18 protein-coding genes are annotated in these 20928 nt (G+C 64.2%); 9 read left to right on the plus strand and 9 right to left on the minus strand.

Annotated features, from left to right (window positions below):
* The first annotated feature begins 98 nt into the window (after positions 1-98).
* The 8 genes from CCK88_RS01840 to CCK88_RS01875 all read left to right on the plus strand — a co-directional run bounded on the left by CCK88_RS01840 (position 99) and on the right by CCK88_RS01875 (position 9466).
* On the plus strand, positions 99-1073 hold the full coding sequence (locus CCK88_RS01840) for an ABC transporter permease (RefSeq protein ID WP_086468841.1): 975 nt from the start codon (positions 99-101) through the stop codon (positions 1071-1073).
* Between the two features lie 3 nt (positions 1074-1076).
* Entirely contained in the window at positions 1077-2114 is a 1038-nt protein-coding gene (locus tag CCK88_RS01845; RefSeq protein WP_244557411.1) for an ABC transporter permease, read from the plus strand.
* A complete protein-coding gene (locus CCK88_RS01850) occupies positions 2104-3075 on the plus strand; it encodes an ABC transporter ATP-binding protein (protein ID WP_086468842.1) in 972 nt (323 codons plus the stop codon). Before CCK88_RS01845 ends, CCK88_RS01850 begins: the two co-directional genes overlap by 11 nt.
* Positions 3057-4067: an ABC transporter ATP-binding protein gene (locus CCK88_RS01855; protein WP_086468843.1), complete on the plus strand. Its 1011-nt coding sequence runs from the start codon at positions 3057-3059 to the stop codon at positions 4065-4067. Before CCK88_RS01850 ends, CCK88_RS01855 begins: the two co-directional genes overlap by 19 nt.
* 235 nt (positions 4068-4302) lie before the next feature.
* Positions 4303-6603: an LPS-assembly protein LptD gene (locus CCK88_RS01860; RefSeq protein ID WP_086468844.1), complete on the plus strand. Its 2301-nt coding sequence runs from the start codon at positions 4303-4305 to the stop codon at positions 6601-6603.
* A 12-nt stretch (positions 6604-6615) separates the two neighbouring features.
* Complete coding sequence (locus CCK88_RS01865; RefSeq protein ID WP_140048854.1) at positions 6616-7128, plus strand: hypothetical protein; 513 nt, start codon at positions 6616-6618, stop codon at positions 7126-7128.
* 63 nt (positions 7129-7191) lie between these two features.
* Complete coding sequence (locus tag CCK88_RS01870; RefSeq protein WP_086468846.1) at positions 7192-8406, plus strand: O-antigen ligase family protein; 1215 nt, start codon at positions 7192-7194, stop codon at positions 8404-8406.
* A gap of 31 nt (positions 8407-8437) precedes the next feature.
* Positions 8438-9466: an NAD-dependent epimerase gene (locus CCK88_RS01875; protein ID WP_086468847.1), complete on the plus strand. Its 1029-nt coding sequence runs from the start codon at positions 8438-8440 to the stop codon at positions 9464-9466.
* Here the strand turns inward: CCK88_RS01875 and CCK88_RS01880 are convergent.
* The 9 genes from CCK88_RS01880 to CCK88_RS01920 form a co-directional block, all read right to left on the minus strand.
* Complete coding sequence (locus CCK88_RS01880; RefSeq protein WP_086468848.1) at positions 9463-10788, minus strand: UDP-glucose dehydrogenase family protein; 1326 nt, start codon at positions 10786-10788, stop codon at positions 9463-9465. The genes CCK88_RS01875 and CCK88_RS01880 overlap by 4 nt on opposite strands.
* Before the next feature lie 74 nt (positions 10789-10862).
* A complete protein-coding gene (gene cobM / locus CCK88_RS01885) occupies positions 10863-11624 on the minus strand; it encodes a precorrin-4 C(11)-methyltransferase (RefSeq protein ID WP_086470764.1) in 762 nt (253 codons plus the stop codon).
* The gene (gene cbiE / locus CCK88_RS01890) at positions 11621-12832 is read right to left on the minus strand and encodes a precorrin-6y C5,15-methyltransferase (decarboxylating) subunit CbiE (RefSeq protein WP_086468849.1); all 1212 of its coding nucleotides are present in this window, start codon (positions 12830-12832) and stop codon (positions 11621-11623) included. Before cbiE ends, cobM begins: the two co-directional genes overlap by 4 nt.
* The gene (locus CCK88_RS01895) at positions 12829-13584 is read right to left on the minus strand and encodes a precorrin-3B C(17)-methyltransferase (protein ID WP_086468850.1); all 756 of its coding nucleotides are present in this window, start codon (positions 13582-13584) and stop codon (positions 12829-12831) included. Before CCK88_RS01895 ends, cbiE begins: the two co-directional genes overlap by 4 nt.
* Positions 13581-14306 (minus strand): precorrin-2 C(20)-methyltransferase, encoded by a 726-nt coding sequence (locus tag CCK88_RS01900; protein WP_244557412.1) that lies wholly within the window; start codon positions 14304-14306, stop codon positions 13581-13583. The genes CCK88_RS01895 and CCK88_RS01900 overlap by 4 nt, the downstream gene beginning before the upstream one ends.
* Positions 14303-14935: a precorrin-8X methylmutase gene (locus CCK88_RS01905; RefSeq protein WP_086468852.1), complete on the minus strand. Its 633-nt coding sequence runs from the start codon at positions 14933-14935 to the stop codon at positions 14303-14305. Before CCK88_RS01905 ends, CCK88_RS01900 begins: the two co-directional genes overlap by 4 nt.
* Positions 14932-16263 carry a precorrin-3B synthase gene (cobG, locus tag CCK88_RS01910; RefSeq protein ID WP_086468853.1) on the minus strand — a complete coding sequence of 444 codons (1332 nt, stop codon included), beginning with the start codon at positions 16261-16263 and terminating at the stop codon, positions 14932-14934. Before cobG ends, CCK88_RS01905 begins: the two co-directional genes overlap by 4 nt.
* Positions 16172-16900 (minus strand): precorrin-6A synthase (deacetylating), encoded by a 729-nt coding sequence (cobF, locus tag CCK88_RS01915; RefSeq protein ID WP_086468854.1) that lies wholly within the window; start codon positions 16898-16900, stop codon positions 16172-16174. The genes cobG and cobF overlap by 92 nt, the downstream gene beginning before the upstream one ends.
* A gap of 62 nt (positions 16901-16962) precedes the next feature.
* Positions 16963-17436: an Lrp/AsnC family transcriptional regulator gene (locus tag CCK88_RS01920; protein ID WP_086468855.1), complete on the minus strand. Its 474-nt coding sequence runs from the start codon at positions 17434-17436 to the stop codon at positions 16963-16965.
* 116 nt (positions 17437-17552) lie between these two features.
* Between CCK88_RS01920 and putA the strand changes: the two genes are divergently transcribed.
* Positions 17553-20924, plus strand: coding sequence for a bifunctional proline dehydrogenase/L-glutamate gamma-semialdehyde dehydrogenase PutA (gene putA, locus CCK88_RS01925; RefSeq protein WP_086468856.1), 3372 nt, complete (start codon positions 17553-17555; stop codon positions 20922-20924).
* The last annotated feature ends 4 nt before the right edge of the window (positions 20925-20928 follow it).

The following is a 20928-nucleotide window of genomic DNA, read 5'->3' on the forward strand; positions in this document are numbered from 1 at the left end:
GCGCCGGCCAGTCGTCCCAACCGATTGGTCAGCGCCGGGCTCCCGGCACGGGAGTCGCGCTCCGGCGCGATGACGGGCCTGACTTCGGAGGATCAAGGGTGATCTATCTCTTGCGGCGCATCGCCTTCTACCTGGCGGCGTTCTTTGTGGCGGTGACGCTCAACTTCTTTATTCCGCGCATCATGCCGGGCGATCCCTCGGCGCGCATCATCGCGTCGTTCCAGGGGCGCCTCAACGAGGCGCAGGTGGAAGCGATCCGTGCGTCCTACGGCACCAGCGGTTCGCTGTGGGAGCAGTATCTGGGCTATGTCGGCCAGGTGATGCGGATGGACTTCGGTATTTCCACCGTGCAGTTCCCCGAGCCGACGTCGTCGCTGCTGTTCTACGGCGCGACCTGGACGCTGGTGCTGGTCGGCATCGCCATCACCCTTGCTTTCCTGATCGGCACCATGATGGGGATTCACGCTGCCTGGAACCGGGGCGGCTTCTTCGACAGCGCCTTCACACCGATCAATGTGATGCTCAATGCATTCACGCCGGCAGTGGTCGCATTGCTGCTGTTCTATGCCTTTTCCCTGGAGCTCAAATGGTTTCCGCTTGGGCGGGCCCATGCGACCGGCATGGCGCCATCCTTCGATCTCCAGTTCATAGGTAGCGTGCTCTATCACGCGACGCTGCCCGTGCTGTCCATCCTGATCGTCAGTTTCGGCGGCTGGCATCTGGGCATGCGCAACATGATGATCAATCTTCTGAACGAAGACTTCGTCATCCTGGCGCGCGCCAAGGGGCTCAGCGATCGCCGCGTGCGCTATCGCTACGTGGCACGCAACGCCATCCTGCCACAGATCACTTCGCTGGCCCTGTCGGTAGGGTTCCTGCTCGGCGGTGCGCTCGTGACCGAGCAGGTGTTCAACTATCCCGGCCTCGGCAAGTTCACGGTCACGGCCATTGAAAGCCGGGATTACTCCTTCATCCAGGCACAGTTGCTGTTGCTGACCATGTCCGTGCTGGTCGCCAACCTCCTCTCGGACATCGCCAATGTCATTCTCGATCCGCGCTTGAGAAAGGGCTGACCCATGGCTCACGTCACCCAAGTCCCATCTGGTTCATTGCTCGACCGGCTCGACGACGAGGTGGTTGCCTCGTTTGCACCGAGCCAGTCTGCGCTGATGAAAGAACTCGGCGTGAAGGGGCGGCCCGGCTGGACCAGTCGCCTGCCGCCATCCCTCGCCGCCTTCGTTACCAACCCCAAGGGCATGATCGGCGTGATCGTGCTGCTGGGACTGGTGCTGTTCTCGCTGCTCGGCCCCGTATTCAGCGAATACAACCCGCAGCGCCGCGCCGGCAAACCGCATGTTGCGCCGAGCTACGAACACGTGCTGGGCACGACGAGAATGGGCAAGGATGTCTACACGCAGCTGGCCTATGGCGGACGCATGAGCCTCGCCGTCGGTTTCGGTGCAGGGCTGGCCGCCGCCGTGATTGGTCTCGGTGTCGGCATTTCCGCAGGCTATTTCGGAGGCCGGACCGACGACATTCTGACCTTCTTCGTCAATGTTGTGCTGGTGATGCCGGGGTTACCACTGATCATCGTCATAGCCAGCCTCGTGGATAGTGCAGGGCCCCTTGTGATCGGCATCGTGCTGGCCCTCACCGGTTGGGGGTGGCCGGCGCGAACCATCCGAACGCAGACGCTGTCGTTGCGAACGCGCGAATTCGTGCTGGCGGCCGAGCTGATGGGCGAAAGCAAGTGGCGGATTATCTTCAAGGAGATATTCCCCAATATGCTCAGTTTCTTCATGGGCGGGCTGGTGCTCGGCACCATTGCCGCGATCCTGGCGGAAGCCGCGCTAAGCTTCATCGGCCTTGGCGATCCCAATGCGGTGACATGGGGCACCATGCTCTATTGGGCGCAGAACAACCTGGCGCTGCAGACTGGCGCCTGGTGGGAAATCTGGCCACCGGCCATTGCGATCATGCTGACGGGCGCAGCCCTTGTCATGATCAACTTCGCCGTGGACGAAATTACCAATCCGCAGCTCAAGGCCTCGCGCCGCATCGGCCGCATCCGCAAATTCCTCAAGCGTCGCGGGAGAAGCGCCGATGTCTTCTGATCGTGCCCTGATCGAGGTGCGCAGCCTCACCGTGGACTATGTGGGCGAGCACTCGGTCGCCCGCGCCGTCGACGGCATCGACTTCGATATCCGCGAGGGAGAAGCCTTCGGGCTTGCCGGCGAAAGCGGCTGCGGCAAGTCGACGGTCGCCTTTGCCCTGGCCCGCCTGACCCGTCTCCCCGGGCTCGTATCGGGCGGGCAGGTGCGCCTCAACGGCGACGACGTGCTCAAGTTCGACAAGGCGCGGCTCAAGGCCTATCGCTGGAACGAGGTCAGCTTCGTCTTCCAGTCGGCGATGAATGCGCTCAATCCGGTAATCTCGGTGGCCGAGCAGATCATGGACGTGATCGAGACCCACAAGCCCGAGCTGGGTTCTGACGGTGCGCGGGCGCGGGCAGTGGAACTGCTCGAACTCGTCGGCATCCCGCCGGCGCGCCTGGATGATTTTCCGCACCAGTTCTCTGGTGGCATGCGTCAGCGCATCTGTATCGCCATCGCTCTGGCGCTCAGCCCGCGTCTCATCATCATGGACGAGCCCACCACGGCGCTCGATGTGGTGGTGCAGCGCGACATCATCGAGCAGATCGTCGAACTCAAGGAGAAGATGGGTTTCTCCGTGCTGTTCATCACCCATGACCTGGGCCTGATGATCGAGTTCTGCGACCGTATCGGCGTGATGTATTCGGGCGAACTGGTGGAGGTGGCGCCCGCGGAGGCCATTCTGACCAATCCCCAGCATCCCTATACGCGGGCGCTGGGCAACAGTTTCCCGCCGCTGACCGGGCCGCGCCTGCGCATGGAAGGCATTCCCGGCACGCCGCCGGACTTGCGCGCCCTGCCGCCGGGCTGCCGGTTCGCGCCACGATGCCCGCACGCCATGGAGATCTGCCGCGTGAAAGCCCCAGAACTCCGCTACTACCCGGAACACAGGAGCGAGGCCGCATGTCACTTGCTGAACTAGAGCGCGCCGGCACCACGCATGTGGCGGAAGCGCCCATCCTGGAGATGGACAATATCGACAAGGAATTCGTCCTCGGTGGCGCATTCCTCAACCAGACTTTCCTGCGCGCGCTCTCGGGTGTGTCGCTGCAGCTGACGCGGGGCAGGGCGCTGGCGCTGGTGGGCGAGTCGGGCTCGGGCAAATCCACCTGCGCCCGCATGCTGGCCGGAGCCTACCAGCCCACCGGCGGCACCATCCGCTATCGCGGCGAGGACATCACCACCTTCCGCGGCAGCCGCATGCAGCAATACCGCTCGCAGGTGCAGATGGTGTTCCAGGATCCGTTCGGATCGCTCAACCCCACCCAGTCCATCGGCTATCACCTCGAGCGGCCGATCCGGCTGCATCGCCCCGACCTCAGGGGCAAGGCCATCGAGGCGGAAATGCTCGACCTGCTCGAGCGCGTTGGCCTGAGGCCGGCCGCCGACTATCTCAAGCGTCGGCCGCACGAACTTTCAGGCGGCCAGCGGCAACGCGTCGCCATCGCGCGGGCTCTTTCGGTACAGCCCGACGTGCTGCTCGCCGACGAACCGACATCCATGCTGGATGTCTCGGTCCGTCTCGGCATCCTCAACCTGCTTGAAGACCTCAAGCGCGACCGTCAGCTGGCGGCGCTCTACATCACCCACGATATCGCCACGGCGCGCTATTTCGCCGAAGAAACGGCGGTGATGTATGCGGGGCACCTGGTGGAACAGGGTCCGAGCCAGGAGATCACCGACAATCCGCGCCATCCCTATACGCAATTGCTGATAGAGTCGGTCCCGAACCCCAACCGCAAGATAGAAACCGGCCGGGCTCGCCGCGCTGTGGATATTCCGGTCTGGACCCGCGGAAAAACCGGCTGTCCCTTTGTGTCACGGTGCCCAAGGGCCACCGCAATCTGCAAGGACGTCATGCCTGGCCCGACACAGCTTGGCATGGGTCACACGGTGCGCTGCCACAATCTGTGAGCTTGCAGGCCGTGACCTTTTGGCCGCGGTCGCAAACAATCTGGAGTTTGTCCACGGTCCCGGCCCTGAGGCCGTTGATGGTTTGCACATTCTTCATTGCCGCTGATTACATTGACCGGTAGTTTAGCGTTCGCAGGCGTTTCGGCTTCGGACGACGTTGCGTTTTCTGAAGTCAGCGTAGTGTGATCATGCCAGGGCGGGTTCCAGAGCATAAAGGCGCGGGAGGGACTTTGCAGTGAAGTCCCGCACACGCGCACTCGTTCTGGCCTCGCTTGCCTCGATGCTGTCGTCCGCAATTCCCACGCTGCCCGCGGCGGCCCAGGGACTGTTGCCGCAAGACTTCTTCAATGCCCCCATCGACCCCTCCGCGCCGACTGCCGTCGAAGCCGAGGAACTGGTTTTCGACCAGGTCAACAACGTCATCACGGCGCGCGGCGATGTCGTCCTGCGCGTCAGCGGCTATGTGCTGACCGGGCGCGAACTCGTGTACCGTCGCAATGAAGGCGAAATGGAGCTGGTCGGCGACGTCACCGTGACCGACCCGTCCGGCAATTCTTCGCAAAGCGAGAGTCTTTCGCTGACCGGCGGACTCAAACGCGTGGTTCTCGACAGCATGACCCTCACGGGTCACGACGGATCGCGGATTACGGCTGACGATGCCGAGTTCGACCAGGTTCTGGATTCCATCCTGACCAATGCCAGATACACGCCCTGCGGCGACTGTATCGGCCCCCAGGGTCAGCGGATCGGTTGGTCGATCAGCGCGGCGCGCATCGTCCAGAATTCCGAAGACAACTCGATCGTGCTCGAACAGCCCTCGATCGCCCTGCTCGGTATTCCCGTCGCCTGGCTGCCCTACCTGTGGCTGCCTGACCTCAGCAACAATGCTCTCGACAGCATTCCCAAGCCGACCCTGGCCTACACCGACAAGATCGGCGTGCGCGCGGAAGTGCCGTTCACCGTCTATTCGAGCCGCAACACCAGCGTCATCCTTTCGCCGACCCTCCTGAGCCGCCAGGGCTTCCTGATGGGCGCCGAATGGATCCAGCGTTTCGACCAGGGTTCGTTCAACATCAAGGCTTCCGGGCTCTATCAGTTCGACAAGATGGCCTTCACCTATGCCGATGCCCAGCGCGACTGGCGTGGCGCCATCCAGGCGGCCGGGGAGTTCGTGCCCGTTGAGGATTGGACAGTTGGTGCGGCCTATTCGGTCTTCACCGACAGCGCCTATTTCGAGGACTATCTGCTCGATCCCAAGCGGTCGTCGGTAAACGAGATCTACGCAACCAATCTGACGGACGACACCTACGTCGATGCGCGCATCCAGCAGTACAATCTACTGGGGACCAGCACGCAGCAAACGCGCGACCAGCAAGGGATCGCCCTGCCCAACGTCCGTGTCGCGCGAACCTTTACCCTGCCCGATGGAGGGGGCCATATCGACGTGGAAGGTCGCCTGCTGGCCACCACGCGTGCCGCGGACTCTTCCACGACAGTGAATGGAATTCCCTACGACTACGGCTATGCCGGCAACCGCATCCACGGCATGGCGCAAGCCAGCTGGCAGAACCAGTGGATCGTGGGAGGGGCTGCGGTGACGCCGTTTGTCGGACTACGGCTCGACGGCGCCAACTATGACGGCAATAGCGGCCTCGCATCCGCTCCCGCCGCGCAGACCTTACTCGGCGCAACGCCCATCGCCGCGCTGGATGTGCGCTATCCGATGGTGGCCTATGGGGGCGGTGTCACCCACCTGATCGAGCCGATCGCGCAGATCGTCTATCGAGGCGCAGCGACGAGTGAGCCGGGGATCACCAACGAGGATTCCCAGAGCGTCGTCTTCGACGACACGAATGTGTTCAGCTACAACCGCTTCACCGGCATCGATCGCCAGGAAACGGGACTGCGTGTCAATATCGGCGGACGCTACCTGGCGACGCTGATCGACGGCAGCTACCTCGAACTCGTCGGCGGTCAATCGTTCCAGCTGGCCGGGACCAATGCCTTTGCCGTGCCGAACCGGCAACAGGTCGGGGTCGGCTCGGGCCTCGAGACCGCGACTTCTTACACTGTGCTCGGCGCCTATGGCATGATCGCCGATACGCTCAAGGCCGGCGCCAAGGTCCAGATCGACAGCAGCACGTTCGCGCTGTCGCGAGCAGGAATGGGCCTGAGCTACGCACAGGACGGCTGGTCCGGCGCCCTCAACTACGCCTATACCCGTGCCACGCCGCTGACCGGCAACACGCGCGACCTGCATGAGATCGGCCTCGAAGCTGCAGTCCCTGTCGCGGAATACTGGACCGCTTCGGGCAATGCTTATTGGGACATCGCCGCCGGCAGCATGCTGCAAGTGGGCGGTGGGCTGACCTACAATGATGGCTATCTCGCCATATCGGGCAATGTCACGCGCACCGGGCCTACGCATACGACGCCCAACGACCTGCGGGCCACGGCCAGCTTCCGGCTGATGGCGCCGGCCGGCTTCGGCGTCGGACATTCGACGGCGGTGCCAATCCAGAACCTGTTGCGCTAGCGAGGCCGGATGATGAACCGACGCACCCTATTGTCTGGTTTTGGCGTGGCCGCTCTGGCAGCGGTCCTGAGTTCCTGCACCAGTTTCGCGCCTGTCTACGGCGATTTGTCGAGCAACAGTATTTCGGCGGCGCGGTTCAATTTCGCGTCTCCCGGCAGCCGCTTGGACCAGGTGGCCCTCAACCGGCTCAAGGTGGCGTTTCCGGGCGCTGCGCAACCCTCCGATCCCGATCTTGCGGTGAGCATCGCGGTAACGACGCTGGCAGCGCCGCTCTCGACGAGCATTGCCGTGGCGGCCCCCGTTCGCATTCGCGTCGAGGGAAGGGTGACAATCAGTCGGGGGGACGATGTCGCCTTCGAGGCCACGCGGTTTGTGGATACGTCCTACCAGAGTGGCAAGCTGACGCAGACCGAAATGGCATCCAGCAGCGGCGCACAGGAAGCAGCGGCTATCGCGGTGGCCGACGCCCTCCGTGCCGCCATTCTGGCAGGATATCGCCCCGGCATGCCGGCTGCGGGCAATTAGCGGCCGCGCCCGCATTGCGACGCTGCGGCTATTGTGGCACTCGGGGCCCGACCGGAGCGCCGCATGCACCTTGACCAGATTCGTCCCACCCTCCTGCTGATTGCCCTGATCGCTCCACTGGCCATGGCGCCCGTGGCTCCAGAGGCAGGAAACATTCTCTACATGGTTGCCGGTGCGGTCTCGCTCTTGCTGTTGCGCCGTGAGGACATGCCGACTTTTGCGCGACCGATCGTGTGGATGCCGCTTCTGGCCATGTTGATCCTCGCGATCGCCTATGTACTGGGCGCCGGCTCCATCGAGGGCGCACTCGGCATCTACTTCTTCGCCCCCATGCTGCTCATCGGCGGCCTTGTGTCGTTGGCGAGGTCCTGGACCTTCGATGGTCGGCTCGTCGCAGTCCTCAGCCTGTGCGGCGTTGCGGGAGCTGCGGCTGTTGCGCTGATTGAATACACGACGACGGGTACCTCTCGTGTGGGGGAAAGCGTTGCCAATCCGATCCATTTCGCCGATGTGGCACTGGCAGTGGGATTTCTGGCGACGCTCGGCGTGGTTTATGGCGTCGGGGTTGCACGATACCTTTTTGTCCTCGGCCCGGCGCTTGCCTCCGTCAGCATTCTGCTCTCAGGCACCCGAGGCGCCGTCGTTGCGCTCGTCGCCATGTTGATATGCGCATTACTGTTGATGGTGGCGCAGCGCCTTGTCAGCAGACGGGTCCTGTTGACGGGAAGCCTTGCGGCCGTCCTTGTCCTCGCCGGTGCCACGGCGTTCGGCGCTTGGCAAACGAGCGGTGCCCAGCGCGTTCTGGCGGACCTGTCGGCTGTGCTCCAGCTCGGCATACCCAGCGACGGCTCCACATCCGAACGTGTCCACATGTATACCGGCGGATTTGCTGCGTTCATGGATTCGCCGATCTTCGGTCATGGACCTTTCGCCTACATTTCGGCAGCGATTGCGAGGTCGGGAGCGGCGCTCGATCCTCCGCATCTGCATAGCGATCTGGTCAATTTCGCTGCCAGCGGCGGAATTTTGGCCCTGATCGCATACGGCCTCTTCATCGCCGCGCCGATCGTGGAAGTGCTCCGAACGGCCGAAGGGAAGGCACGCAAGGGACTTATCGTTGTCGTCTGCTCGCTGGTGTTCGGCTACTTCATCATGGGTTTGACCAATGCCGTTCTCGGCATGGTGACGCTCACTGTGCTATATTCCTGCATTGCCGTGATCGTCGGCCTCGCCAGTCGAGACGGTATGCTCGCAAAGCCTGGCAGCGTTGCCGTTTGAGATCCGCTGTCGCGCGCTATCGGAGGACTGCGTGAAGGTACTGGTCACAGGGCATGCGGGCTTCATCGGTTTCCATGTCGTGCAGCGGCTGCTTGCCCGCGGCGACAGCGTGGTGGGCATCGACAACGTCAATGACTACTACGATACCGGTCTGAAGGACGCGCGCCTCTCCGTTTTGGAGAGCCAGGCAGCAAGGCTGGAAGCCGGCCAAACCTACACGTCGCTCCGGGCCAATCTGGCAGATCGAGAAGTCGTCGAACGATGCTTCTCAGAGCATCGCTTTGACCGGGTCATTCACCTCGCGGCTCAGGCGGGTGTGCGGTACAGCATCGAAAACCCGCACGCCTATGTCGAAAGCAATCTCATCGCCTTCACCAATATGCTTGAGGCATGTCGCTACGCTCGGGTCGGTCATCTGACTTATGCCAGCACGTCCTCGGTCTACGGCGCCAACACAGCGATGCCTTTTTCGGAACATCAGGGGGTCGACCACCCCCTGCAGTTCTATGCGGCCACCAAGCGCGCCAATGAACTCATGGCCCATTCCTACAGCCACCTCTTCGCGATGCCGACGACCGGGTTGCGGTTCTTTACCGTATACGGGCCGTGGGGCAGGCCGGACATGGCCCTGTTCAAGTTCACCCGCAACATCCTTTCGGGCGAGCCGATCCAGGTGTTCAACGAGGGCAGGCATACCCGTGACTTCACCTATGTCGACGATATCGTCGAGGGCGTCATCCGGGCCAGCGATCAAGTTCCGACGGCAAACCCGGCTTGGTTCAGTGACCGGCCTGACCCCGCGACCTCCAGCGCGCCGTTTCGGATCTTCAATATCGGGAACAGTTCGCCGGTCCAGTTGAACGACTATATCGACGCGATCGAAGAGGCGGTCGGCAAGAAGGCAATTCGCGAGCTTTTGCCAGCCCAACCAGGCGACTTGCTCGACACTTTCGCCAGTGTCGAGGAATTGTCCCGCGCAACGGGCTACAAGCCTTCGACACCGATCAGCGTTGGCGTAAAGGCCTTCGTCGACTGGTACAGGCGCTACTACGGCGTCTAGTCCTGTTCTGCACCTTCGACCGGGCGGCCAATGCTGGTGTAGCGGAAGCCGTGGCGCTCCATTTCATGGGAGCGGTAGACATTGCGCAGATCGACGAACACCGATCCTGCCATTGTTGACTTGAGCCGCGCGAGATCAAGCGAGCGAAACGCGTTCCATTCCGTGACGAGAACTACCGCCTCCGCGTCACTGGCGGCATCATAGGCGCTTTCGGCGAAGCGGATGCCGGTCAGGATCCGCGCCGCTGCTTCCATTCCCTGCGGGTCATAGGCCGCGATCCGGACGCCCAGATTCTTTAGACCGCGGATCAGATCGAGCGACGGCGCTTCGCGCATGTCGTCGGTATTGGGCTTGAAGGTCAGTCCAAGCACGGCCACGGTCTTGCCGGAAAGGTCGCCGCCGCAAGCGGCGGCGACGCGATCGGCCATCGCGGCCTTTCGCTTGTCGTTGATGGCCACGGTCGTTTCCACCAAGCGCATCGGACTGCCGAAATCGGCGCCGATCTGCACCAGCGCCCGTGTATCTTTTGGAAAACACGAGCCTCCGAAGCCGGGTCCGGCATGCAGGAACTTGCTGCCGATGCGACGGTCCGACCCCATGCCTCTCGCGACATCCTGAACGTCGGCGCCCACGGCTTCGCAGAGGTCCGCAACCTCGTTGATGAACGTGATTTTCATGGCGAGGAAGGCGTTGGCGGCATATTTGATGAGCTCGGCAGCCCGCCGGTTGGTGAACTGCACCGGCGCCTGGTTGAGAAAGAGTGGGCGATAAACCTCGGTCATCACGGCGCGGGCGCGATCGTCTTCGACGCCGATGACGATCCTGTCGGGCCGCTTGAAGTCCTCGATTGCGGCCCCCTCGCGCAGGAACTCCGGGTTTGAGACGACGGCAAAGCGGGCACCGGGATTGAGCTCGGCAATGATGCGGGCGACTTCGTCTCCGGTCCCCACCGGGACGGTGGATTTGGTAGCGACCACGGTGAAACCGTCCAGCGCTGCGGCGATCTCGCGGGCGGCGTCGTAGATGAAAGTCAGGTCCGCATGACCGTCGCCGCGCCGGCTGGGCGTGCCCACCGCGATGAACACGACTTCGGCCGCTCGGACCGCATCGGCGAGCCCCGTTGTGAAGGTTAGCCGGCCCGCCGCGACATTGGCCTTGGCCAGGTCTTCGAGGCCAGGCTCGAATATCGGGACCGAACCACGGGCAAGGGCCGCGATCTTTGCCTCGTCCTTGTCGACGCAGACCACGTTGTGTCCGAAATCGGCAAGGCAGCAGCCGGTGACGAGGCCCACATAGCCCGAGCCCACGATGGCGATCTTCATTATTGGATACCCGCTGCGCTGACGAGGCGATTATAGACGCGCGGCGAGGCGATCACAAAGAGGGATACGATCGGTCACAGCGTCGTGCGGCCGCGGAACCGGCGCTGATAATCCGGATCATAGAGCGCGCTTTCGCGGAAATCCTCGGCGCCCAGTCCTTGTCCAACGAAGATGATGGCCGTGCGCTCGATGGCGGGGTCGAACCTGGCCTCGATATTGGCGAGGGTGCCTCGTAAAACAACCTGGTTGGGCCAGCTGGCATGGGCGACGATGGCGACCGGACAATCATCGCCGTAGATCGGGCGAAGCTCGGCAACCACCTTGTCGAGGGAGTGGATGGCGAGGTGAATGGCAAGGGTAGCGCCGGTCGCGGCAAAGGCGGTGAGCGTCTCGCCTGCCGGCATGGGTGACGCGCGGCCACCCACCCTGGTGAGCACCAGGGACTGGTTTATGGCCGGGATGGTCAGCTCACGACCAAGCGCGGCCGCCGCCGCTGCGAATGCCGGCACGCCCGGCGTCAGGGTATAGGGGATGCCGAGGCGGTCCAGCCGGCGCATCTGCTCTGCGACGGCGCTCCAGATAGAAAGATCGCCGGAATGAAGCCGCGCCACGTCTTCGCCGGTCGTGTGTGCACGGCGATATTCGCCTTCGATGTCGTCGAGGGACAACGGTGCCGTATCGACCAGCCGGGTTCCGGGGCCGCACCAGTCGAGCATTTCGCGCGGGACGATGGAGCCGGCATAGAGGCAGACCGGGCAGCGTGCGAGAAGATCGCGGCCGCGAACGGTGATGAGGTCGGCAGCGCCCGGACCGGCGCCGATGAAATGTACGGTCATGGCTTGGTCCAGCGCCACTGGGTAATCGGCATGGCCGGTCGCCAGCCGGTCATCTCGCCGAGCGGAGCGGCTTGGGCGACCGACAGGCGCACCAATTCGCCGCCATGCTGGGCGAAGAGCGCCAGCAAAACTTGCTCCATTTCGAGGCTGACGGCATTGGCGACCAGGCGCCCACCCGGCCGGAGCGCCGCTAGAGCCGCGTCGATCACTCCATTGCTGGTGCCGCCGCCCCCCACGAAAATGGCATGTGGCGCATCCAGCCCGGCAAGCGCGAATGGCGCGGGGCCCTCGACCAGCTGCAGGTCCGGCACGCCGAGATGGCGCGCATTGCGCGCGATCCGCGCGGCGCGTTCCGGCTCGGCCTCGATCGCAACGGCACGCATGCTCGGATCGGCGAGCATCCACTCGATGGCGATCGAGCCCGACCCCGCGCCGATGTCCCAGAGCAGTTCGTGCGGTCGCGGAGACAGCGCGGCGAGCGTCACGGCCCGGATGTCGCGTTTGGTGATCTGTCCATCGTGTTCGTAGAGCGCGTCGTCCAACCCCGGAGCGCGGGGCAGGATTCGGGCGCCGGGGAGGGGCACGACGGTGATCGCACAAAGGTTGAGCGGATCGATGTCGTTGAAGGTGAAGCCGTCGGCCATCTGCGAACGGATGACTTCGCGCTGACCGCCGAGCGCCTCCATGACCGTGATGATGGACCGGCCGAAGCCGGCCTCTACGAGGAGCGCGGCGAGGGCGCCGGGACCTTTTTCGTCCGAAGTAAGCGCCAGGATGCGGGCGCCGGCATGCAAGTGCGGCCGGATCAGGTCGATTGGACGGCCGTGGAGGGAGAGGCTGACGACATCCTGTAAAGGCCAGCCCAGGCGCGCCGCCGCGAGGCTGAATGCCGACGGATGAGGAATGACATGCATCTGGGCCGGATCGACCTGCCGGGACAGTGTCGCCCCGACGCCGTAGAGGAACGGGTCGCCCGAGGCGAGAACGCAGACCTTTCGGCCGCGTGCGGCGAGAACGGCGTCGATGGAATTGGCGAAGGGCGTCTTCCAGACGAACTGTTCCCCGTTGATCGCCGCGGCGGCCAGTTCGAGGTGGCGCGCGCCGCCAAAGACGATCTCGGCACCGGTAATCGCCGCTCGCGCTGCGGGAGACAGGCCGTAAAGGCCGTCCTCGCCGATACCGACGATGCTGAGCCATTGGCCGGTCATTGGGACACGCCTCGCGGAGAGTAGACCAAGGGGTCCATGCCGGGCCGTTCGATGATCCGCGTTTCGGCCGAGCCGATGATGATGCAGGTCGCCATGTCGGCCTTTTGCCTGTCTGCCTCGCCGAGCGGCGACACGACGAAGTGCTCGTCGGGACGGCCGACGGCGCGCCCGAAAATCACCGGTGTCGTTACCGGCAAAAATTCACGCAGGATCTTGAAAGCCGTTGCCAACTGCCACGGACGGGCCTTCGAAATCGGATTGTAGAGGGCAATGACGAGCCCTGCCTCGGAAACGGCGCGCAGGCGGCGCTCGATCAGCTCCCAGGGCTTGAGATTGTCGGACAGGGAAATGGCGCAGAAATCATGTCCCAGGGGCGCGCCGGCCCGAGCGGCGACTGCCAGCATCGCGGTGACCCCCGGCAACACCTCGATGTCGAGACGCCGCCAGGTTTCGGGGCCCGCCTCGATGGCCTCGCAAATTGCCGCTGCCATTGCAAACACGCCTGGGTCGCCGCCGGAGACCACGCACACTTTTGCACCCTTTGACGCCGCATCAAGGGCCGCGCGCGACCGATCGATTTCCTCGCGGTTGTCCGAGGCGACGCGGACCTGATCTGCGCGAAGCGTCAGGCGATCGAGGTAGGGCGCATAGCCAAAGAACAGCTCGGACGATGCAATCGCTTCGAGCGCCTGAGGAGTGGTCTGTCCCGGATTGCCAGGACCGGTACCGACGACAGTCAATCGTCCAGTCATGGCCGGGCGCTCCAGCCCGGCACCAGCACCAGCGAGAAATAGGGAGCGTTGTCGTCGACCTTCCCAACCATTGGTTGGGACGCCGCGTTCTCCATGGTGCCGCGCTCGACATAGACGGCGCCATCCAGGCGTCCGACCGCAGCCAATGCCGCACGCACCTTGGGCAGGTTGCGGCCGAGCTTCATGATGACGGCGCCTTCGGTATCCGAAAGGCGTCGCTGCAATTCGAGCTGGTCCAGCGTGCCGGGCAGCACCGTCAGGACGTCGTCCCCCTGCACGAGTGGAAGGCCCGCCGCGGACCAGCAGCCCGACATGGCGGTGATGCCGGGGATGACCTCGGTATCGTAACGCGGCGCAAGTCGGACATGCAGGTGCATGTAACTGCCGTAAAAGAGCGGGTCGCCTTCACTAAGCACGGCGACGGTCCGTCCAGCCTCGATATGCGTGGCGATGCGCTCCGCGGCCTCGGCATAGAAATCCTGGATCTGGCTCTTGTAGCCGTGGTCGTGGCGATGGATTTCCGTAGTTACGGGGTAATCCAGCGCTTCCTCGATCTGGCCATCGCGGAAATGTCCGGCGGCAATGCCCCTGGCGTTGCTCGGATTACCGCGCTTGGCGAAATAAGCAACGACATCCGCCCCCGCGATGGCTTTGGCAGCCTTGAGCGTGAGGAGGTCGGGATCTCCCGGACCCGTACCGACACCAATCAGCTTACCGCTCACAGGCCCGGCCTCGCTAATGCGTTGAGACAGGCGGAGGTAATGGCGCTGCCCCCGAGGCGGCCGCGAACGATCGCCCATGGCACGCCATAGGAATTTTCGGCCAAGGCATCCTTGGATTCCGCGGCGCCCACGAACCCGACCGGCATGCCCAGGATGGCAGCGGGCTTGGGAGCCCCGTCCCGCAGCATTTCCAGCAGGTGGAACAACGCGGTGGGGGCATTGCCGATGGCCACCACAGCCCCCTCGATATGGCTGTCCCAGAGGTGCAGCGCCGCAGCAGAGCGCGTATTGCCGATAGCCGTCGCGAGCTCGGGAGTCCGGGGATCGCGCAGGGTGCAGATGACCTCGTTATTGGCTGGCAAGCGGGCCGCGGTGATCCCGCGCGCCACCATTTCTGCGTCGCAGAGGATGGGTGCGCCGGCCATGAGGGCGCGGCGGGCAGCGGTAACAAAGTCCGGCCCGAAACGGAAATGCGCGGCCGCTTCGACCATGCCCGCGGCGTGTATCATCCGAACCGCAAGCTCGGCTTCGTCCTCGTCGAATGGCGAGAGGTCGGCCTCGGCACGGATGATGGAAAAGGACTGACGATAAATGCTGTCGCCATCCTTGATGTAGTCATATTGCGTCATCGGGCGTCCTGGGAGCGGACGAAAACGTCGCCGAGGCGGCTCTCGTCCAACATGTATCGAGGCGTATCGCCCGCCCGGCCATCGATGACAAGACCTATCCCTTGCACAAGGCCCACGAGTGTGACGTCCGCCGGGCGCGGGTGGGCGCAGCCTTTGGCGCATCCCGAGACATGCAGCGTTGTGTCTGCGGGAAGTTCGGACGCCAGGCGCGCGGCGATGTCCCGCGCCGCGATGTGCCCGGACGCGCAACCACTGCTGCCGATGCATGCGCTGATCCGCAGTCGCGGATCGTCCGCGGTGGTGACGAAGCCAAGGCGCTCAGCCGCATCGATGACAGCGGGGGTGGCATCGTCGATCAACAGCGTATGGTCCGGCCCAAGCCGGAATGCCGATACTCCCGCACCCTCGGCGGCACTGGCCAGTGCGGCAAGGCGTTCGCTGACAACGGAGCCGAAGGGCAAGGCGATCGCCTGCGTCGTGCCTTCGGTGCGGTTCATTGGCATGCCCAGGGCAACGGCCGTCAAACTTCTTCGGGAAGCGACCACACCGGCAGCAGGGAAGAGGTCGACGGCGCGCGCTTGCGGGCCCATGGCCGCAAGTGCTCCAAGCACCGCAAGGGTGGCTGCAAGCGCCGCATCCTGTTCGAGCAGTTGCGGCTTCCCGCCACCGAGCGTAACCGACCAGACGTTCGAGCCAACGGCGAGCAGGCGAATGTCGGCTTTGAGAGCGCTCAGCGAAATCTGGCCGGCGCCATCGACAACCACACAGACCTTGGGTCCCAAACGGTTCGCAAAGCCGGCGGCGCCCTCGCTGATCGCGGCAGCAACGCTCCTTGAAGGGCCCGTCTCGTGCGGATCACACCCAGCCAGCGGTGAGGTGTCCACGACAAGGCCGGTTTCCACATCCACATCGGCGAGCACGGCGTCGGCAAGGGTCGGCGCGGACCACGCCGTCAATCCACGCACCTGGAGGTTTCCGCGCGCGGTCACTTCGACGAGGCCATTCCCATGAATGGCCGCGAGTTCTGCGACACGCCGCAACTGCGACGGCGTGAGAATGCCGCCCCGAACCCGGATGCGCGCCAGAAGACCGTCGCCCGTCTGCATTGGTGCATCGAGCGTCGGGCAAGCGCCGCGCCGCCGGCTTTCGTCCGTCACTGGCAATGGCGAGCTGAGGGCAGGGGCCCCTGGACTTGGAGTCATGATCCTTGTTGTTACCACCTGCGCAGGGGCTGCACTACTGCGGCTGTCGCAGAAGGTAGGTGTCCATGATCCAGCCATGCCGTTCGCGGGCGGCGTTGCGTGTGGCGACGATGTCCTGAGCGACATCGCCAAGGCGGCCGGACACGAGTAGCTGGTCCGCCGTGCCGAGGTAGGCGCCCCAGAAAATCTGGAGGTTTGGATCGGCCTCGAGGAAGGCAAGCTGCCCGTCGAGCATGACGACACTGTCGATCTGCACCGGGCCGAGCTGGCGACCCGTCGTGATGGTCACCGGCTCGCCGATGCGGTTGAGTGCGATCCCATGCGCGGCCGTCAGCGCCTGGATGGCAGTGATGCCCGGGATGACTTCGATACGGACGGGGATGCTGACGCGCTCGAGGATGCGCAGGGTCGAGTCGTAGAGGCCGGGATCGCCCCAGACCAGAAAGGCGCCTGCGCCACCAGTCGGCACGTCGGCGATCAGAACGGAAAAGATGTCGGCAAGGGCATCGTGCCAGTCGTTGACCCCCTGGCCGTAATCGGGGTTGGCAGCGTTGCGACGGGGCACGGCATAGCCGATCTGGCGCGCATCGGGCTTCGTCACATAGCGCGCGATGATCTCGCGGCGCACGTCGGCAAGCTCGGACTTCTGCGCTCCCTTGTCAGGGATGAACAGCACGTCGGCACGATTGAGCGCCTCGATAGCCTCGATGGTCACATGTTTCGGACTGCCCGTGCCGATCCCGACGACATAAATTGTTCTCATGCGAGGATCCTGATCATGCGTCGATCCGCAATGGCAGACCAGAACAGGACATGCAAGCCGGGCTATCCGGCATGGTCCTTCACCGCCTCCATCGAAACATGCGTCGAGGTGTGGGCGACATGGGGCAGCGCCGACAGCTTTTCGCCCAGGACTTCGCGGTAGGCGGCGATATCCTCCGTGCGCACCTTGAGCAGATAGTCGAAGCTCGACGCGATCATATGCGCTTCCTCGACTTCGGGGAGCGCGCGAACGGCTTTGTTGAAGGCCTCAAGCGCCGCCTTGCGGGTATCACTGAGGCGGACCTCGACGAAGGCGACATGGGGAAGTCCCAGCCGCGTTGGGTCGATGATGGCGCGATAGCCGAGGATATAGCCCGCTGCCTCCAGCCGTCTGATCCGCGCCTGGCAGGGCGTTTTGCTCAGGTTCACCCGACGGCTGAGTTCCGCGATGCTGATGCGGCCATCGCGCGCCAATTCTTCGAGAATCCGTCGGTCCACCTGATCGATCGGACCAGAAATTTTGCTGCCTGTAGGCATTTCGTCTGAAAACCCGTCATCAAATACGCCATTTGCGCATCCAAGGACATTAGATCAGGGCGAACGCCTGTTTCAATGGTGGCATTATGCCGTGCATCATCCCCGGATCCCATGCCATGACAGATCAATCCCTTCGCGCCCAAATTCGTGCTCGCCTTTATGCAGACGAATCCTCGCTTGTTCGCCAGTTGATCAGTGAAACCGGACTGGATGGGGGTGCCAGACGAGCGATTTCCGACCGCGCCGCCGGCCTCGTTGAGTCCGTCCGCAGCGGCACAAAGCTCGGCCTTATGGAAAGCTTCCTCGCCGAATATGGGCTCGACAGTGAGGAAGGCCTCGCCCTCATGTCGCTCGCCGAGGCACTGCTGCGCGTTCCGGACAGCGACACGATCGACGCTCTGATTCATGACAAGGTTGGCGGCGCCGACTGGGCCAGCCACTTCGGCGGCTCGCCAAGCCCGCTGGTCAACTTCTCCTCCTGGGCGCTGAACCTCACCGCCGACGTCCTGGGTGACCCAGAGGTGGGGCCCAAGTCGGCCATCCATCGCGCGGTGGCGCGGCTGGGCGAACCCGTCATCCGGACCGCGGTCGGCCACGCCATGCGCTTGATGGGCAGCCAGTTCGTGTTTGGCCGCACAATCGACGAGGCGGTGGGCAATGCGCGGCGCCCCGAGGCGCTGGGATACCGCTATTCCTATGATATGCTGGGCGAGGCCGCGCGCACCGCCGACGATGCGAAGCGTTATTTCGAAGCCTATCTCGGTGCGATCAACGCGCTTGCGCCACATTGCGTGCACGGCTCGGTGCGCGACAATCCTGGCATCTCGGTGAAGCTGAGCGCCCTGCATCCCCGCTATGAAGTCGCCCAGCGGGACCGGGTGATGTCGGAACTCGTTGCGTCTACCCGCGTCCTCGCCATCGCGGCGGCAAAGGCCAATATGGGTTTCAACATCGATGCCGAGGAGGCAGACCGGCTCGACCTCTCGCTCGACGTCATCGAAGCGGTCCTTGCCACGCCCGAACTGGCCGGCTGGAACGGCTTCGGCGTGGTGGTTCAGGCCTATGGCAAGCGCGTGCTGCCGCTGATCGACTGGCTCGATGCCCTGGCGGAACGGCTGGACCGCCGCATCATGGTGCGGCTGGTCAAGGGTGCCTACTGGGACGCGGAGATCAAGCGAGCACAGGTGCAGGGATTTCCCGGTTATCCCGTGTTCACGCGCAAGTCGGCCACTGACGTGAGCTATATCGCAGCGGCGCGGAAGCTCTTCGGCGCCGGCCGCATCTATCCGCAATTCGCCACGCACAACGCGCATACGGCGGCTGCTATCCTGCACCTGGCATCGGCTGCGGGACGGAGCACCGACACCTACGAATTCCAGCGGCTGCACGGCATGGGCGAACAGTTGCACGACGTGCTGCGCAAGACCGAGGGCACCACAACGCGGATCTACGCGCCCGTGGGCGCGCACAAGGATCTTCTGGCCTATCTGGTTCGCCGGCTTCTCGAGAACGGCGCGAACGGATCATTCGTCTATCAGATCGCCGATGAAGGCATTCCGGCAGCCACAGTTGCCGAAGACCCGATCGGCAAGCTCGAGGCATTCGGCAACGCCATTCCGAATCCGGCCATTCCGCAGCCGGCAGCGCTCTTCGGCAAGCGGGGCAATTCGAAGGGTCTCGATCTGACGGACCCGCTGGCGTTCGGCGCGGTTGAGTTGGCACGGGCACGCTACGCGACGCATCGCTGGCAGGCCCATAGCCTCATCCCCGGTGGGGGCACCGCCGGAGCGGGCAGGGCGGTGATCAATCCGGCCAACCATGCCGACACGGTTGGGACGGTTGTCGAAGCCGGTGAGCCCGAGGTTGCGGCAGCTTTCGCGGCAGCAAAGGCGAGCGGCTGGGGCGACGTGCCGGTCGACGAGCGCGCGGGCATGCTTCGCCGCGCCGCCGATCTCTACGAGGCCAGTGCCGCGGAATTCTACGCGCTCCTCGCCCGCGAGGCCGGCAAGACCTGGGCGGATGCGGTTGCCGAAGTGCGCGAGGCCGTCGATTTCCTGCGCTATTATGCGGAGGAAGCGGCAAACTTTGCCGCGCCGCCCCGCGGCCCGTTCGTCTGCATCTCGCCCTGGAATTTTCCCCTCGCCATCTTTACCGGACAGATCGCGGCGGCCCTGGTGGCAGGCAATCCCGTCTTGGCCAAGCCCGCGCCGCAGACCCCCATCATTGCATTCCGCGCCACTCAGCTGATGCACGAGGCGGGGCTGCCGCCCGATGCACTTCAGCTGTTGACCGGCGGGCCAGAGGTCGGCGGGTTGCTGACTTCGAACCCGTCCGTGGCCGGCGTCGCCTTCACCGGATCTCTGCCCACCGCTCGGCGCATCGAGCAGAGCCTGGCCGAAAATGCCGTGCCGGACACACCTTTCATCGCCGAAACCGGCGGCCTCAATGCCCTGGTCGTCGACACCACTGCGCTCACCGAACAGGCGGTACGCGACATCATCGCCTCGGCCTTCCAGTCGGCCGGCCAGCGCTGTTCGGCCCTGCGCATTCTCTACGTGCAGGAGGAAGCCGCCGAGCGCACCATCGACATGCTCAAGGGTGCAATGGACGAACTCGTGCCGGGCGATCCGTGGCTCCTCGCGAGCGATGTCGGGCCCATCATCGACACGACGGCCCGCGACAAGATCGAGGCCTACGTCTCGGAGCGGCAGGACCGGGTGATGCACCGGTTGAGCGCACCTCCCAGTGGGACGTTTGTCGGTCCTGCGGTGCTCAAGGTGTCCGGCATCGAGGATATTCCGGAAGAAATCTTCGGTCCGGTGCTGCATGTAGCGACGTTCCCTAGCGAGGATCTCGACAAGGTCATCGCCGCGATCAACGCCTCGGGTTACGGCCTGACCTTCGGGATGCATACCCGCATTTCCTCCCGGGTGAAGAAGCTCGCCCGACAGGTCCATGCCGGAAATATCTATGTCAACCGCAACCAGATCGGGGCCGTCGTTGGCAGCCAGCCGTTTGGCGGGGAAGGGCTTTCTGGCACCGGGCCGAAGGCCGGCGGGCCGCATTATCTGCCGCGTTTCACCACGGCAGCGATGGGTTTGCAGCAGCGTGCGCTGGAACTGCCGGGGCCGACAGGCGAAAGCAATGTGCTCCATGTCGCCCCGCGCGGCACGCTGCTGTGCCTGGGTCCCAGCGCCGCAGATATCGCGGCGCAGCAGGCCATGGCTGCCAAAGCAGGATGCCCAGCGATCACCAGCGAATTGGATGCCGGGCAACTGGTCGCCGGATCCGGCTTCGATGCGGTGGCCTGGTTCGGAGACACCGAGGGTCTGAGAGACATCCGCCAGGCGCTGGCGCAGCGGGCAGGGGCGCTGCTGCCGATCGTTACCGCGCCGGAAGACGCGGGACGCCTGCAGCTCGAGCGGCACGTCTGCATCGACACGACGGCTGCCGGCGGCAATGCCTCGCTGATGGCGTCTGCAGGCTAACAGC

The organism is Devosia lucknowensis, assembly GCF_900177655.1.
Classification (GTDB): Bacteria; Pseudomonadota; Alphaproteobacteria; order Rhizobiales; family Devosiaceae; genus Devosia; species Devosia lucknowensis.